Origin of the sequence: Rhizobacter sp. Root1221 (assembly GCF_001425785.1) — a bacterium.
In the GTDB taxonomy this organism is placed as follows: Bacteria; Pseudomonadota; Gammaproteobacteria; order Burkholderiales; family Burkholderiaceae_C; genus Rhizobacter.
Map to the genome: position 1 here is coordinate 339036 of NZ_LMDI01000012.1, position 15851 is coordinate 354886.

Annotated in this window: 14 protein-coding genes; 5 read left to right on the forward strand and 9 right to left on the reverse strand. The window is 68.7% G+C overall.

Annotated features, from left to right (window positions below):
* Window positions 1–10 precede the first annotated feature (10 nt).
* Complete coding sequence (locus ASC87_RS11380; RefSeq protein ID WP_056661076.1) at window positions 11–436, forward strand: BLUF domain-containing protein; 426 nt, start codon at window positions 11–13, stop codon at window positions 434–436.
* A 22-nt stretch (window positions 437–458) separates the two neighbouring features.
* Here ASC87_RS11380 and ASC87_RS11385 read toward each other — a convergent pair whose 3' ends face one another.
* From ASC87_RS11385 to ASC87_RS11405, 5 genes are read right to left on the reverse strand one after another with little or no spacing between them, the layout of a single operon-like run.
* Window positions 459–1274, reverse strand: coding sequence for a hypothetical protein (locus ASC87_RS11385; RefSeq protein ID WP_056661078.1), 816 nt, complete (start codon window positions 1272–1274; stop codon window positions 459–461).
* Between the two features lie 5 nt (window positions 1275–1279).
* Window positions 1280–1858 (reverse strand): LemA family protein, encoded by a 579-nt coding sequence (locus ASC87_RS11390; protein WP_056661081.1) that lies wholly within the window; start codon window positions 1856–1858, stop codon window positions 1280–1282.
* Entirely contained in the window at window positions 1855–2601 is a 747-nt protein-coding gene (gene queC / locus ASC87_RS11395) for a 7-cyano-7-deazaguanine synthase QueC (protein ID WP_056661084.1), read from the reverse strand. Before queC ends, ASC87_RS11390 begins: the two co-directional genes overlap by 4 nt.
* Entirely contained in the window at window positions 2598–3878 is a 1281-nt protein-coding gene (locus ASC87_RS11400; RefSeq protein WP_056661087.1) for a glutamate-5-semialdehyde dehydrogenase, read from the reverse strand. The genes queC and ASC87_RS11400 overlap by 4 nt, the downstream gene beginning before the upstream one ends.
* A gap of 57 nt (window positions 3879–3935) precedes the next feature.
* Window positions 3936–4514 (reverse strand): YceI family protein, encoded by a 579-nt coding sequence (locus ASC87_RS11405; RefSeq protein ID WP_056661294.1) that lies wholly within the window; start codon window positions 4512–4514, stop codon window positions 3936–3938.
* Window positions 4515–4587: 73 nt separating this feature from the next.
* Between ASC87_RS11405 and ASC87_RS11410 the strand changes: the two genes are divergently transcribed.
* Window positions 4588–6369, forward strand: coding sequence for an ATP-binding protein (locus ASC87_RS11410; RefSeq protein ID WP_056661090.1), 1782 nt, complete (start codon window positions 4588–4590; stop codon window positions 6367–6369).
* Between the two features lie 103 nt (window positions 6370–6472).
* Here the strand turns inward: ASC87_RS11410 and ASC87_RS11415 are convergent, their stop codons facing one another.
* The 3 genes from ASC87_RS11415 to ASC87_RS11425 form a co-directional block, all read right to left on the reverse strand.
* The gene (locus ASC87_RS11415; RefSeq protein WP_056661093.1) at window positions 6473–7045 is read right to left on the reverse strand and encodes a YceI family protein; all 573 of its coding nucleotides are present in this window, start codon (window positions 7043–7045) and stop codon (window positions 6473–6475) included.
* Between the two features lie 80 nt (window positions 7046–7125).
* Complete coding sequence (locus ASC87_RS11420; protein WP_056661096.1) at window positions 7126–7701, reverse strand: YceI family protein; 576 nt, start codon at window positions 7699–7701, stop codon at window positions 7126–7128.
* Between the two features lie 43 nt (window positions 7702–7744).
* A complete protein-coding gene (locus ASC87_RS11425; protein ID WP_056661099.1) occupies window positions 7745–8284 on the reverse strand; it encodes a cytochrome b in 540 nt (179 codons plus the stop codon).
* 264 nt (window positions 8285–8548) lie between these two features.
* Between ASC87_RS11425 and ASC87_RS11430 the strand changes: the two genes are divergently transcribed.
* Window positions 8549–9751 carry an ABC transporter substrate-binding protein gene (locus tag ASC87_RS11430; protein ID WP_056661102.1) on the forward strand — a complete coding sequence of 401 codons (1203 nt, stop codon included), beginning with the start codon at window positions 8549–8551 and terminating at the stop codon, window positions 9749–9751.
* A gap of 83 nt (window positions 9752–9834) precedes the next feature.
* The gene (locus ASC87_RS11435) at window positions 9835–10929 is read left to right on the forward strand and encodes a phospholipase A (RefSeq protein WP_056661106.1); all 1095 of its coding nucleotides are present in this window, start codon (window positions 9835–9837) and stop codon (window positions 10927–10929) included.
* On the opposite strand, the gene ASC87_RS11440 is transcribed toward ASC87_RS11435, so the two are convergent.
* The gene (locus ASC87_RS11440; protein WP_056661109.1) at window positions 10916–14485 is read right to left on the reverse strand and encodes an indolepyruvate ferredoxin oxidoreductase family protein; all 3570 of its coding nucleotides are present in this window, start codon (window positions 14483–14485) and stop codon (window positions 10916–10918) included. The genes ASC87_RS11435 and ASC87_RS11440 overlap by 14 nt on opposite strands.
* A 229-nt stretch (window positions 14486–14714) precedes the next feature.
* Between ASC87_RS11440 and ASC87_RS11445 the strand changes: the two genes are divergently transcribed.
* On the forward strand, window positions 14715–15836 hold the full coding sequence (locus ASC87_RS11445; RefSeq protein WP_235582141.1) for a GGDEF domain-containing protein: 1122 nt from the start codon (window positions 14715–14717) through the stop codon (window positions 15834–15836).
* Window positions 15837–15851 lie beyond the last annotated feature (15 nt).

Below are 15851 nucleotides of genomic sequence, written 5' to 3' on the forward strand. Positions count from 1 at the left end.
AGGGGCTGCCATGCTGGTACGACTGATGTATGCAAGCCGGGCCACCGGCGCGGTGGACCAGGACGCGCTCGTCGCGATCCTGAAACGCTCGAAGGTGCACAACCCGGCCGTCGGGATCACCGGGGTGTTGTGCTTTTCGTCGGGCGTCTTCCTGCAGGTGCTGGAAGGCGGCCGTTCGGCCGTGAGCGCGCTCTACAACCGCATCGCCACCGACCCGCGCCACCGCGAGGTCGTGCTGCTGAGCTACGAGGAAGTCGACGAACGCCGGTTCGCGGTGTGGTCGATGGGCCAGGTGAACATGTCGCGCCTGAACCCCGCGTTGCTGCTGAAGTACTCGGAGTCGGCCGCGCTCGACCCGTTCGCGGTGTCGGGCAAGGTGTCGCTGGCGCTGTTCGACGAACTGGTGGCCACCGCGTCCATCGTGGGCCAGGGCTGAAAAACTCAGCCTCTGGTGCCCGTCAGTCCGCGTCGGGTTCGGCGTAGTGCCGGGCCAGTTCCGGCGGCATGGGGCAATCGAGCAGTTGGCCGGCGAGGCGCAGTGCGTCGGCCGCATCGGGAACCAACCGGCGCGACGGGCTCAACGCCAGCGCCTGCTCGAGCCAGCCGCGCACGAGCACCGGCCGCAGCATCCACGGCATCGCCTGCACTTCGGCCAGTGCGTTGAAGAACCCGTCGGCGTCGGGCGGTTGGCACGCGGGGAGATCGTGTGACGTGAGCCACGGCGACATCACCGCAAGGTACCAGCCCTGTCCGGCCACCGCTTCGCCGGTGGGCACGAGGCGCGACAGGAACGCGGTCACGCGGGCCACCTCGCGCAGCGTGTGCAGCGACAGCTCGGCCATCTCGTTGTGCGCTGCGGGCTGGGCGACTGCCCTCACCGGGTCGCCGAGGCGGTGGCGCAGCACGAGCCAATGCAGGCGGTCGATGGGGCGGATCTGGCCGTCGGCGGCCATCACGCGGCGCGCGGCTTCCACCAGGGCCTGGCGATCGCCGAGCGGGGCCTTGGCCAGGCGGCCCAGCAGGCGTTCGAGCCATGGCAGGCGCGACGCGCGCGACAGCTGCATGACCGTGGCATGCCAATCCCGGGCCGTGCTCAGCCCGCGGGTCTCGGCCTGCCAGGCTCGGCGTTCGCGCTGGCTTTCGGGGGTGAGCAGCAGTGCGAGCACGGTGGCACGCAGTTCGCCGGGGCCGTGCAGGCGGGCCAGGTGGTCGAACGCATCGCGTTCATCGTCGGTGAGCGCTGCGCGGGGCAGGTGGAGGGCGGGATCGGCCATGGGTGTCAAACGGTCCGGGGCCCGCTGTCGACCGGCGCAGGCAGCAGCGCCGCTTCGCGGAAGCCGAACAGGCTGGACAACACGCGGGTGGGGAACTCCTGGGCCGCGGTGTTGTACGCGGTCACGGTGTCGTTGAACATCTGCCGCGCAAAACCGAGGCGGCCTTCGGCGCCGAGCAGGTCGTCGCGCACGGCCTGGACGGCCGGCTCACCCTTCAGGGCCGGTTGCCGGTCGATGGCCTGTTGCAGGCGGCGGCAGGCGTCTTCCAGCACCTGCTCGGCCATCGCCAGGCTCACCATGGGCCCGGGGGCGCCGGGGTGGGCGCGCGCCAGGTCGAGTGCGGCATGGGCCTGGTGGCGGGCGGCCACCGCGGCATCGAGCACGTCGGTGTCGGTGCCGGGGTCGGTGCGGGCGGCTTCGGCCAGGTGCGGAATCAGGTCGTGGCGGCGGCGCACCTGCGCGTCGAGCTGGCTGAAGGCCGCGCGCATCGCATTGCGCAACGACATCAGCCGGTTGTAGGCCCCCACCCCCCAGAACAGCAACACCGCCGCGACGATGACCGCCACGGCCTGCGAGGTGGTCATGGCGCGAGGCCCAGCGGGTCGGTATCGGCGAACTCGGGTTGGCCGCGTTCGCGCCAGCCCTTGTAGCCGCGGCGGCGCAGCGCGCAGGCCGGGCACTGGCCGCAGCCGTAGCCCCATTCGTGGCGCTGGCTGCGGTCGCCGAGGTAGCAGGTGTGGGTGTGGTCGACGATCAGCGCGTTCAGCGCTTCACCCCCGAGCGCGGCGCTGAAGGCCCAGGTCTGGGCCTTGTCGAGCCACATCAGCGGCGTCTCGACGGTCATGGGCGTGTCCATGCCGAGGCTGATGGCCACCTGCAGGGCCTTCAGCGTGTTGTCACGGCAGTCGGGGTAGCCGGAGAAGTCGGTCTCGCACATGCCGCCCACGAGCACGTTGAGTCCGCGGCGGTATGCCACGGTGGCCGCGAACGTGAAAAACAGCAGGTTGCGGCCCGGCACGAACGTGTTGGGCAGGCCGTTGCGGGTCATCTCGATTTCGCGTTCGGACGTGAGCGCCGTGTCGGAGATCTGCCCCAGGAGCGACAGGTCGAGCAGGTGGTCGTCACCCAGGCGCCTGGCCCATTGCGGGAAGCCGGCCACGAGGTGCTCGCGCACGGCCTTGCGGCATTCGAGTTCGATGGCGTGGCGCTGGCCGTAGTCGAAGCCGATGGTCTCGACGTGGTCGTGGTGTTCGAGCGCCCACGCGAGGCAGGCGGTGGAGTCCTGCCCGCCCGAGAACAGGACCAGCGCGCGGCGCGACGGCCTCATTGCCGCACTTCGCCCTGGCCCAGCACCACCCACTTCATCGACGTCAGCCCCTCGAGGCCCACCGGGCCGCGGGCGTGGAACTTGTCGGTGCTGATGCCGATCTCGGCGCCGAGGCCGTACTCGAAGCCGTCGGCGAAACGGGTGCTGGCGTTGACCATCACGCTCGCCGAGTCGACTTCGCGCAGGAACCGCATGGCGTTCGAGTGGTGTTCGGTGAGGATGGCGTCGGTGTGGTGCGAGCCGTAGCGGTTGATGTGCGCGATGGCTTCGTCGAGGCCGGACACCACCTTCACGCTGATGACCGGCGCGAGGTATTCCTCGGACCAGTCCTGCTCCGTGGCAGGCACGACGGTGGCCCCGGCCACCCCCTGCAGCAGCACGCGGCCACGGTCGTCGGTGCGCATTTCCACGCCCTTGGCGGCGAACACGGCGCCGATGCGCGGCAGGAACGCGGCGGCGATGGCCTCGTGCACGAGCAGCGATTCGGCCGCGTTGCAGGGGCTGTATTTCTGCGTCTTCGCGTTGTCGGTGACGCGCAGCGCGAGTTCGAGGTCGGCCGAGGCGTCGACGAACACGTGGCAGTTGCCGTCAAGGTGCTTGATGACCGGCACCTTCGCTTCGCGGCTGATGCGTTCGATCAGGCCCTTGCCGCCGCGCGGGATGATGACGTCGACCGACTCGGGCGAAGCGATCAGGAACCCCACCGCGGCGCGGTCGGTGGTCTGCACGAGCTGCACGGCGTCAGGCGGGAGCCCGGCTTCCGACAATGCGGCCTGCACGAGTTTCCACAGCGCGAGGTTCGAATGGATGGCTTCCGAACCCCCGCGCAGGATGCACGCGTTGCCGCTCTTGATGGCAAGCGACGCGGCCTCGATGGTGACGTTGGGCCGGCTCTCGTAGATCATGCCGAACACCCCGAGCGGCACGCGCATGTGGCCCACGCTGATGCCCGTGGGCCGGCGGCGCAGGTTGGTGATCTCGCCCACCGGGTCGGGCATCGCGGCGATCTGGTCACAGCCCTCGGCCACGGTGGCGAGCACCTTCGGCGTGAGGCGCAGGCGGTCGACCAGCGGTGCGGCCAGGCCGGCGGCCTCGGCGGCGGCGATGTCTTTTGCGTTGGCCTCGGCGAGGGCGGCGGTGTCGCCGCGCAGCAGGCGGGCGAGCGCCGACAGCGCCTGGTTCTTGGCGGCGGTGGGGGCCGCGGCCATTTTTGTGCTGGCCGCACGTGCCGCCGCGCCCATGTGGGCGACGGTGGCCTGGAGGTCGGTGGAGGTCATCCCTGCATTGTCCCAAAAACCGGGGCCGGGCGGGCCCTTCTCTCCGCGGCCCGGCTTCTAGGGCGCGATCGCCTCGATCTGCACGACCAGCCGCACGCGGTCGGCCACGAACGGCAACCCGTAGGTGATGCCGAACTCACCCCGGCTCAGTTCGCCTTCGAAATCGCCGCCGCACACCTCGCGCTGCAGTCGTGGGTGCGTGTAACAGTTGAATCGGGTGGCGGTGAGGGTCAGCCCGGTCGAGACGTCGCGCAGGGTCAGTTCACCGACCACTTGTGTCAGCCGGCCGTCCTTGAACACCAGCTGCCGCGACACAAAGTAGGCGCGTGGGTGCGCGGCCGATGCGAAGAAGTACTCACCTCGCAGGATCGAATCGAGCGGTGGCACCCCCGTGCTGACGGAGGCGGTGCCCACGGTGATGGCCACCTCGCCACGCCCGGCGGCGCGGTCCAGCGACACCTGGCCCTGGACGTCATCGAAGCGGCCGCGGCTGGTGGACGTGCCGAAGTGCCGCACCTCCCAGAAGACCTTGGTGTGCGACGGGTCCAGCTGGTAGGGCAGGCTTTGTGCTTGTGCAGACGCGCCGGCGCAAGCCACCAGTGCTGCCAGGCCGAACATTCGGAGGTTAGGACACATGCGGGTTCCTTGGGCGGTGGACGGGTCGGGATAATGGGGTGCGAATGACATGACACGGCTCGAAAGGCCCTCGATGACCGAATTCTCGTCGCCCGGCGGGGCGGCCGCTGCCGACGGCGATGGCGGGCTGGACCGGCGCGTGCGCGAGGCGCGCATCGCACTGCTCTACCAGCGGTCGCAGATGGTCAACTGGGCCGGTGCGGCGTTTGCGCTGCTGCTGTCGTTCGGGCTGCTGCCGCATGTCAACCCGCGCGGGGTCTGGGCGTGGTTTGCGCTGCGCTGCCTCGTGTCGGTGTCGCGGCTGTGGTTGAACCTGCGCTACAGCGCCTCCGCCGACCGGGGCCGGCCGGGCTGGGAGTCCGCGTTTGTCGTGGGCATCGGCATCGACGGCCTGGCCTGGTCGATCGTGGGCCTCTGGGTGATCCCGCAGGACCTGCCCGCCGTGTCGATCCTGGTGCTGACCGCCCTCGTGGGCGTGGGGTCGGTGGGCATCTTCGTGCTGCAATCGAACTGGCGGGCCAGCGCCGTGTTCCTCACGGCGCTGCTGGCGCCCATCGCCGCGCTGGAGCTGGCCCTGGACTCCCGCACCGGCCTGTACGTGGGCGCCGGATTGACGCTCTACCTGGCGCTGATGCTGATCGAGGCGCGGCACTCCGAGCAGCGCATCGGCGAGTTGCTGCGGCTGCGTTTCTGGACCGACCGCATCGCCGAGGAGCGGGCCGAGGCGTTGCGGCTCGCGCAGCGCCAGAGCAACGTCAAGGGCCAGTTCCTTGCCACGATGAGCCACGAGATGCGCACCCCGCTGCACGGCATCCTGGGGCTCGCGCGCGGGTTGCGACAGGCCGACCCGGCGGTGCCCCAGCTGGCGCTGATCGAGCGGGCGGGCGAACACCTGCTCACGCTCATCAACGACGCGCTCGATTTCTCGAAGCTCGAGGCCGGCCAGGTGAAGCTGTCGCCGCAGTACTTCGACCTGGCGGCGCTGATCGACGACGTGGTGTCGCTGTCGGTGCCGCCTGCCACCGAGGCCGGGCTGCAGCTGACGGCCCGCCTGCACATGCCGCGGCCCTGCCCGGTGGTCGGCGACCCGGCACGCCTGCGCCAGATCCTGCACAACCTGGTTGGCAACGCCATCAAGTTCACCGAGATGGGCAGCGTGACCGTGGTGGCCAAGCACAACGCCGAACAGGGCCGGGCGCGCATTGCGGTGTACGACACCGGGGTGGGCATTGCGCCGGAGCACCTGTCGGTGATCTTCGACGCCTTCCACCAGGCCGACGGCTCGTTCACCCGCCGCTTCGCCGGCACCGGGCTCGGGCTGACGATCGCGCGCGAACTGGCGCGGGCCATGGGCGGGGACCTGCGGGTCACGAGCGAGCTGGGCAAGGGGTCCTGCTTCACGCTCAAGCTCGACCTGCCGCGCCCGGAGGTGGACGTGCCCATCGACGTGGGAGCCACGCCGCTGCCGCAGGTGCTGTCGGGCCGGGTGCTGCTGGCCGAGGACAACCCCGTCAATGCGCTCGTGGCCGAGGCTGTGTTGCACAAGCTGGGCCTCGACGTGGTGGTGGTGCCCGACGGCCTTCAGGCCGTGGACGCGTTCCGGAACCACCGGCCCGACCTGGTGCTGCTCGATTGCCAGATGCCGGTCATGGACGGCCTGGAGGCCGCCCGCCGCATGCGCGATCACGAGGCCGCCCAGGGCTGGCCCCGCACGCCGTTGGTGGCGCTCACCGCCAACGCCTTCGACGTGGACCGCGCCCAGAGCATCGCCGCCGGCATGGACGAACACCTCGCCAAGCCGTTCAAGGACAACGACCTGACAAGGGCACTAGCCAAGTACCTGAGCCCCCGATAGGCGAGCACAGCGAAGCCGCAGATCAAGCTACCGCCGAGCCCGGGTCCCCCGGGCGACCGCGGGCGCCCCCCTTGGGGGGCAGGAGCGAAGCGACGTGGGGGGCTTACTGCTTCACGGCTTCGACTTGGATCAGGAGGCGAATGTCGTCGGGGATGCCAGGCAGGCCGTACTTCACGCCGTACTCGCTGCGCTTGATGGTGGTCTCGAAGTCACCACCGCACACCTCGCGCTTGAGCATCGGGTTCGTGTAGCAGTTGAAGTTGCTGGCGGCCAGCGTGACGGGCTGCGACTGGCCGGCCAGGGTCAGCGTGCCGGCGACGGACTTGACCTTGTCGCCGTCGAACGTGAACTTGTCGCCCACGAACTTGGCGGTGGGGAACTCGGCGGTGTTGAAGAAGTCCTTGCTCTTCAGGTGGCCGTCGAACGGGCCCACGCCGGTGTTGATGGACGTGGTGTCGATGGTGACTTCGACCTTGCCGGATTTCGCGGCCTTGTCGAGCGTCACGGAGCCTTCCTTCTTGTCGAAGCGGCCGCGGTTCGTGCTGGTGCCGAAGTGGCGGGCCTCGAAGGTCACGAAGGTGTGGGTGGGGTCCACGCTGTACGTGGTGCTTTCGGCCTGGGCGGCGCCGGTGATGGCCAGCAGGCTGGCGGCGATGAGCATGGTCTTGGTGAACATGGTGTGTCCTTGGTTGGAGGGATGAGCGGAGGCCGGAGCCGGGGGGAACTGCCAGGCGGCCGGGGCGTGGGCCCCGTCCGTCAGAGGGGGGCGACGCCGGTCAGGGCGAGCTTGAACTTGATCTGGACGGCGTCAGCCACCATCGAGGTGTCCTTCCAGTCGCCGTCACCGATCTTGTAGTCGAGACGCTTGATGGTGAAGGCGCCGGTGGCGGTGGTGGTGGGGCCGGCCTGCGCGATGGTGACCGGCACCACCACGTCCTTCGAGGCGCCCTTGATCGCGAGCTTGCCCGCCACTTCGAACTTCCCACCCCCCACGGCCTTGACCGTGGTGGACTGGAACGTGGCCTGCGGGAACGCCTTGGTGTCGAACCACTCGGGCTTGACGACTTCGGCCTCGGTTTCCGAGGCGCCGAGCGACACGCTGCCGAGGTCGACCGTGAACGCGATCTTCGAGGCGTCAGCCTTCTTGGGGTCGAACGTCACCTGGGCGTCGAACTTCTTGAACTTGCCGTCCACCGGCACGCCCATCTGGCGGCTGGTGAATGCGATTTCACTCTGGGCAGGGACCAGCTTCTGTTGGGCCGCGGCCGGCAGGGCCACGGAGACGAGGGCGCCGGAAACGGCGGCGAAGGCAGCGAATTTGGAGAGGTTCATGGAGTCCTCAGTGCAAGGCGGGCGGGAAAAGTTCAGTGTTTGTTCAGCGGCCGGACGGCAGCATCCGGGACAACAGGCCGTCGCGGTCGACGAACTGGTGCTTCAGCGCGCCGGCCACGTGCAACACCACGAGCGCGGCCATCGTGTAGGCCAGGTAGCCGTGCCACGGCTTGATCATCTCTGACAGCGCCTTGTCGGGCGACACGAAGTCGGGCAGGGGCAGCACGCCGAACAGCACGATGGGGAACCCGGCGGACGAGCTGTAGGCCCAGCCCACGAGCGGCACTGCAAAGAACAGCGCGTACAGCAGGTAATGGGTGGCGTGGGCGGCGATGCGTTGCCATGCCGGCATCGGCACGTCGGCCGGCGGGCGGTGGGTCAGGCGCCACAACAGGCGGATGGCCGACAGCGCGAGGATCGTCACGCCGGCCCACTTGTGCCAGTTGTAGAGCTTCAGGCGCTGGGGCGAAAACGGCAGGCCGCTCATGTACACCCCGACGCAGAAGGACACGATGATGCCGAGCGCGAGCAGCCAGTGCAGGGCCTTGGCCACCGGGGTGTATCGGCCGGGAGAGGGGGTCATCGGGTCACCTGTGAAGAGAAGGATGTTGAGTTCAGGAACGGAATGTAGAGGGTTCCCGCCCACAGCGCTTTCACGCGGCTTGTTGTGATCGTTCAAAAAAATCCACGGATCGGCCCCACCGCGGCGGTGGAAACCCTGTCCGGAGTTTCCCCGCCGTGGCGCTGGGGACACGCGGGCGCCAGGTGGCCCGCCGTAGACTGGTCTGGCGCCGTTCCATCCGCCGCACCCGCGTCCGGCCGTGAACGCCGCCCTCGGGGAACCGCCATGAACAAGATGACCGCAACCGCCCTGGCCGCCTGCGCCCTGCTGTCCGCAGGTGCCGCACAGGCCCAGATCTCCGGTGATGTGATCCGCATCGGGTTGATCACCGACATGTCCGGCCTCTACGCCGACCTCGACGGCGCCGGTGGCGCCGAGGCGGTCAAGATGGCCATCGCCGATGCCGGGGGCAAGGTGAACGGCAAGACGGTCGAGTTCGTGGTGGCCGACCACCAGAACAAGCCCGACATCGCCGCCGCCAAGGCGCGTGAGTGGTTCGACACCCAGGGCCTCGACATGCTGCTCGGGGGCACCAACTCGGGCACCAACCTCGCGATGGCCAAGGTGGCCTCTGAAAAGAAGAAACCGTTCATTTCACTCGGGGCGGCCAGTGCGGCGCTCACCAACGAGCAGTGTTCGCCTTACATCGTGCACTACGCCTACGACACGGTGGCACTCGCCAAGGGCACGGGCAACGCGGTGGTGAAGTCGGGTGGCAAGACCTGGTACTTCCTGACGGCCGACTATGCCTTCGGCACGTCGCTGCAGAACGACACCACCACGGTGGTCAACGCCGCGGGCGGCAAGGTGCTCGGCGCCGTGCGGCACCCGCTGTCGGCGAGCGATTTCTCGTCGTTCCTGCTGCAGGCCCAGGGGTCCAAGGCGCAGATCCTCGGGCTGGCCAACGCGGGGGGCGACACCGTCAACGCCATCAAGGCGGCCAACGAGTTCGGCATCACGAAGACCATGAAACTCGCCGGCCTGCTGCTGTTCATCACCGACGTGCATGCGCTCGGGCTGAAGGCCACGCAGGGCCTGTACCTCACCGACGGCTGGTACTGGGACCAATCGCCCGAATCGCGCACCTGGGCGCGCCGGTACTTCGGCGTGATGAAGAAGATGCCGTCCATGGTCCAGGCGGGCGACTACTCGGCCACCGCGCAGTACCTCAACGCCGTCAAGGCCACCGGCACCGACGACGCCGATGCGGTGATGGCCCAGCTCAAGAAGGCGAAGATCAACGACATGTTCACCAAGGGCGGCTACGTGCGCGCCGACGGCCGCATGGTGCACGACATGTTCCTGATGCAGGTGAAGACGCCCGAGGAATCGAAGGCGCCGTGGGACTACTACAAGATCATCGAAACCATCAAGGGCGATGACGCCTACACCACGAAGGCGGAGTCCAAGTGCCCGCTGTGGAAGTGAACGTGTAGGACGACGGCGCGCCGTGCGGCGAGCGGGGCCGCGGAGCCCCTACCATCGGGGCCATCGCATTTTGCCCTGCTGCCATGCCGCCTTCCGTCCGACACACCTTCCCGGCCCTGGCCTTCCTCGCCGCCTGCAGCGCGGCCTCGGCCGGCGACACCCCCACGCTCGAACATTGCGCCGCCATCGGTCCCGCGGCCGACCGCCTCGCCTGCTACGACAAGCTGGCCGGCCGTGCGCCGTCTGCACCGGTACCGCTGGCAGCCGACGAGCCGAAGCCGTCCACCTCGCTGCTGGCGCCGAAGGACGCGGCGGCGGCGCCCGCCCAGGCCGCGGTGTCGGGGACGTCGGGCTCGGGCAGCCTGCTGTCCAAGTACTGGGAACTCGACCCCGAGGACAAGCGCGGCACCTTCAACTTCACCGGCTACCGGCCCAACTACGTGATGCCGCTCCACTACACGAGCCGCATCAACCGGTCGCCGATGTCGCCCACCCAGGCGGTGGTGTCGTTGCCGGCGTACCGGCAGGTGGAGGCGAAGTTCCAGTTGTCGTTGCGCACCAAGGTGGCCCAGGACCTGCTGATCGACAACGCCGACGTCTGGCTCGCGTTCACGCAGCAGGCCATGTGGCAGATCTGGAACGGCGCCGACTCGAAGCCGTTCCGCAACACCGACTACGAGCCTGAACTGATCTACATGGTGCCGGTGCCCAAGGGCCTGCGCGAGTTGCCCGGGGGCGTGACGTGGCGGTTCGGGCAGGTGGCGCTGGCGCACCAGTCGAACGGCCAGTCCGACCCGCTGTCGCGCAGCTGGAACCGCGTGTACTTCGGCACCGGGTTCGAGCGTGGCAACTGGACGCTGACGGCGCGCTACAACCACCGCCTCGACGAAGGCCCCGACACCGACAACAACCCCGACCTGCAGCACTTCAGGGGCCGCGGGGAACTGGCGCTCGCATGGAGCGCCGGGCCGGCCACCACCACGCTCCAGTGGCGCTCGTCGTTCAACAACACGAAGCGCGGCAACCTGCAACTCGAATGGTCCTACCCGGTCTTCAGCGACCAGCCCAACGGCCTGCGCTGGTTCGTGCAGGGGTTCAGCGGCTATGGCGAAACGCTCACCGACTACAACTTCAAGCAGAACAGCTTCGGCGCGGGCGTGTCCTTCATGCAGTTTTGAGGGCCTTCCCTGAGAGCGCTTCGTCCCACTCGGCCATCAGCGCCGCTTCGTGCGCGCGCGCCGCAACCAGGTGGCGCAGCTTGACATGTCCGTACCCGCGGATCTCCTCCGGCACCCGGGCGATGCGGGCGGCCAGCGGCAGGTTCTCGGCAGTCAGCTGCGGCAGCAGCGCCGCGATGCGGGCCTCGTAGTCGGCGATGAGCGCGCGTTCGGTGCGGCGTTCTTCCGTGTAGCCGAACACATCGAACGGGGTGCCGCGCAGGCCCTTGAGCCGGGCGAGCACGTGGAACACGCCGCGCACCCACGGGCCGAACGGGCGTTTGACCAGCTCGCCCCGTGCGTTGCGCGGTGACCCGATGGGCGGGGCCAGGTGGTGGTGCAGCGTGATGTCACCCTCGAAGCGATCGCGCACCTGCTGCACGAACGTGGGGTCGGTGTGCAGGCGCGCCACCTCGTACTCGTCCTTGTAGGCCATCAGCTTGAACAGGTAGCGGGCCACCGCTTCGGTGAGCTGCTGGCCGCCGACGGCAGTCTCGGCCGCGCGCACCCGCTTCACGAACGCCTCGTAGCGGTTGGCCCACGCCCGGTTCTGGTATTGCGTCAGGAACTCGATGCGCCGGGCGATGGTGTCGTCGAGCCGCGGCTTGTGCAGGAACGTGATGGGCTGGGTGGCGGGTGCCATCAGGGCCGCCACCGCCTCGGGTTCATGGGCGAGCCGGCGGCCCCACGCAAACGCCTTCTGGTTCAGTTCCGGGCGCACCCCGTTCAGCTCGATGGCACGCATCAGCGACACCAGCGACAGCGGCACCCGCCCCATCTGCCACGCATAGCCCAGCATCAGCGGGTTCGTGTAGATCGAGTCGCCAAGCAACTGCACCGCGGCCCGGTCGGCATCGAAGCGGCCCAGGTGATCGGTGCCCACGGCGTCGGCGATGGCTGCCTCGCAATGGGCCGACGGGAACTGCCAGTCCGGGTTGTTCACGAATGCGGCCGTGGGTGTGGCATGTGTGTTGAGGGCCACGTAAGTGCGGCCCTGGCGCATGGTGGCGAGAGTCTGCCGGTCGGCGGCCACGATGGGGTCGCCCGCGATCACCAGGTCGGCCTCGGCCGTGCCCACCTTCGTGGTGTGGATCGCGTCCTGCGTGTTGGCGATCTGGATGTGGCTCCAGGTGCTGCCGCCCTTCTGCGCGAGGCCCGCGGCGTCCTGCGTGATCACGCCCTTGCCTTCCAGGTGCGCGGCCATGCCCACCAGTTGCCCGATGGTGATGACCCCGGTGCCCCCGATGCCGGCGACCACGATGCCCCAGGCGGACGTGGCATCGGGCAGCTGTGGCTCGGGCAGCTCGGGCAAGGCGAACGGATCGGGCCGCGCGGCGGCCTTCGCACCCTTGAGCTTGCCGCCCTCCACCGTCAGGAAGCTGGGGCAGAAACCATCAAGGCACGAATAGTCCTTGTTGCAGGTGTTCTGGTTGATGCGGCGCTTGCGGCCGAACTCGGTTTCCACCGGCTCCACGCTCAAGCAGTTGCTCTTGGTGGAGCAGTCGCCACAGCCTTCGCAGACCAGTTCGTTGATCACCACGTGGCGTGCCGGATCGGCCATCGTGCCGCGCTTGCGGCGGCGCCGCTTTTCCGTGGCGCAGGTCTGGTCGTAGATCAGCACCGTGCAGCCCTCGACCTCGCGCAACTGGATCTGCACGGCCTCGAGTTCGCTGCGCGGGTACACCGTGACTCCGGGGGCGAGCCGGCCGCGCACCGCGTCGTACTTGTCGGGCTCGTCGGTGACGATGGCGATGCGGCGGGCCCCTTCGGCCTCCAGCTCCCGGGTCATCTCCGGCACCCGCAGCGTGCCGTCCACCGGTTGGCCGCCGGTCATGGCCACCGCGTCGTTGAACAGGATCTTGTAGGTGATGTTGACCTTCGCCGCGATGCTCTGGCGGATGGCCAGAAGCCCCGAGTGGTAGTAGGTGCCGTCGCCGAGGTTCGCGAACACGTGGCGATCGGTCGTGAACGGGGCCTGGCCCACCCACGTGACCCCCTCGCCGCCCATCTGCGTGAACGTGGTGGTCTGGCGGTCCATCCACAGCACCATGTAGTGGCAGCCGATGCCGGCGAGCGCACGTGACCCCTCGGGCACTTTCGTGCTGGTGTTGTGCGGGCAGCCGCTGCAGTAGAACGGCATGCGGTCGGCGCCACTGCCCAGGTCGAGCGCCTGCAGGCTGCGTTCCTTGGCGTCGATCAATGCCATGCGGGCGTCGATGCGGGCCGCGGTGTCGGCATCGACCCCGAGCTTCTTCACGCGGCGGGCGATCGCCCGCGCGATGATCGCCGGGGTCAGGTCCGCCTGCGCCCGCAGCAGCCAGTTGCCACTGGGGTTCGGCTGCGACCACTCGCCACCGGACCGGTCGTCCTCGGCCTCGTCGAACTTGCCCAGCACGTTCGGCCGCACGTCAGGCCGCCAGTTGTAGAGCTCCTCCTTCAGCTGGTACTCGATGACCTGGCGCTTCTCCTCGATCACCAGGATCTCCTGCAGGCCCTGCGCGAAGTCGCGGGTGATGGTGGCCTCGAGCGGCCACACCACCCCCACCTTGTGCAGGCGGATGCCGAGGCGGCGGCAGTCGGTGTCGGTCAGGCCAAGGTCGTGCAGCGCCTGGCGCATGTCGTTCCACGCCTTGCCGCTGGCGATCAGGCCGAGGCGGTCGTCCGGGGTGTCGACGACGTTGTGGTTCAGCCGGTTGGCGCGGATGTACGCGAGTGCGGCGTACCACTTGTGGTTCATCAGCCGCGCTTCCTGCTCCAGCGGCGGGTCGGGCCAGCGGATGTGCAGGCCGCCGGGCGGCATCGTGAAGTCCTCGGGCAGCAGGATGCGCACACGGTCCGGGTTCACGTCCACCGTGGTCGACGACTCCACGATCTCCTGGATCGTTTTCATGCCGGCCCACACGCCGGAGAAACGGCTCAGCGCAAACGCGTGGAGGCCGAGGTCGAGGATCTCCTGCACGCTGCTCGGGAAAAAGACCGGCAGCCCGCAGGCCTTGAAGATGTGGTCGCTCTGGTGGGCGGCGGTGCTGCTCTTGGCGATGTGGTCGTCACCGGCCACGGCCACCACCCCGCCGTGTTTCGCGGTGCCGGCCATGTTGGCGTGCTTGAACACGTCGGCGCAGCGGTCCACGCCCGGTCCCTTGCCGTACCAGAGGCCGAACACCCCGTCGTACTTCCGCGCCTCGGGGTACAGGTCGAGCTGCTGCGAGCCCCATACCGCGGTGGCACCGAGTTCCTCGTTGACCCCGGGCTGGAAAACGATGCGGTTGGCCGCGAGGTGTTCACTGGCTTGCCACAGGGCCTGGTCGTACGTGCCGAGCGGCGAGCCGCGGTAGCCGCTGATGAACCCCGCGGTGTTGAGTCCGGCGAGCGTGTCGCGCGTGCGCTGCAGCATGGGGAGGCGCACGAGCGCCTGCACCCCGCTCATGAAAGCGTGCCCCTCGGCGAGGCGGTACTTGTCGTCCAGCGTGACCTGCTCGAGGGCACGGCGGACGGCTTCGGGAAGCGGTGCATTCATCAGCTGACTCCTGACTTTCCTGACTTCGCGGCGGGCAGTTCTACCCAGTGTAGGGATTTCGAATGACTGGTGTCGCGGCGCGTTTTTAGGTACCGTCGCCCCTGCGGCAATAATCCCCCGATCAGCGCTCTCCTCTGCAAAGGCCCGACGCCATGCCACCCACGCCTTGCACGACGTCCGAACGACACATGGCGGCCGCACTGCGCCCGGTTCATGCTGCGGTGCACAAGTGGCGAGTCTGAGGCAGCGGGTGGGCCGCTCGGCCCTGTGCCGGCGGGCGATGGGCATCGAGCCCAAGCAGCGCCTCCGGTTGGCCCAGTGGAGCGTGGCCATGCTGCTTGTCACGTGCAGCGTGGTCAACATGTTCTACCTGGTGTGGCTCGGCATCGCGCCGTTCGTCCCCGTGGTGGTCTGGTCGCTGGTGCTGGCTGGCGGGTTCGTGGTGTTCTACGTCGTCATCCGCAGCGGGCGCAACCAGAGGTTCGCCGAGCCGTCGCTCACGGTGCCGCAGATGGTGTTCGCCATCGTCTGCGGGGCAGCCGCCTACGCCATCGCCGGTGAGGGCCGCGGGGGGGTGTTCCCCATCGTCATGGTCATCTTCATGTTCGGCATGTATGCGCTCACCGCGCGGCAGATCTGGCGCGTGGGCGTGTTCACGGTGGCGGTGCTCGGCACCATGATGGCCATCATGAGCCGGTTGCGGCCCGAAGTGCATGTGCCGGCGGTCGAGTCGAGCCACTTTTTCATGATCGCGGTGATGGTGCCCGCGGTGGCCATGATGACGAGCCAGCTGAGCCGCATGCGCGAGCGGCTGCGCCGCCAGAAAAAGGACATCGCCATCGCCCTCGCCCGCATCCAGGACCTGGCCACCCGCGACGAACTCACCGGCCTCATCAACCGGCGCCACATGGTCGAGCTGATGGAGCAGGAGCGCCAGCGTGGCGTGCGTTCCGGCCAGACCTTCTGCATCGCGATGCTGAGCCTCGACGAGTACGCGGCGCTGTCGGCGGCCCGGGGGGCCGGGTACGGTGACGACCTGCTCAAGTGTTTCGCCCGCGAAGCGCTGGCGGTGATCCGGATCTCCGACCTGCTGTCGCGCTGGAACGGCGCGGAATTCCTGCTGATGCTGTCGGACACCCGGTCGTCGCTGGCGCGGCTGAGCCTCGAGCGCTTGCGCGACCGCGTGTGCAACCTGTGCGCCGACCCGGCGGCGTTGCAGTCCCACACCGGTTTTTCGGTGGGGGTCACCGAACACCGCGCCGGGGAGACCGTGGCACAGACCATCGAGCGGGCCGGACTGGCGTTGCAGAATGCGCAGGCGGCCGGCGTCAGCCGTGTCGTGCTGACCTGAACGAGGGCCAGGATG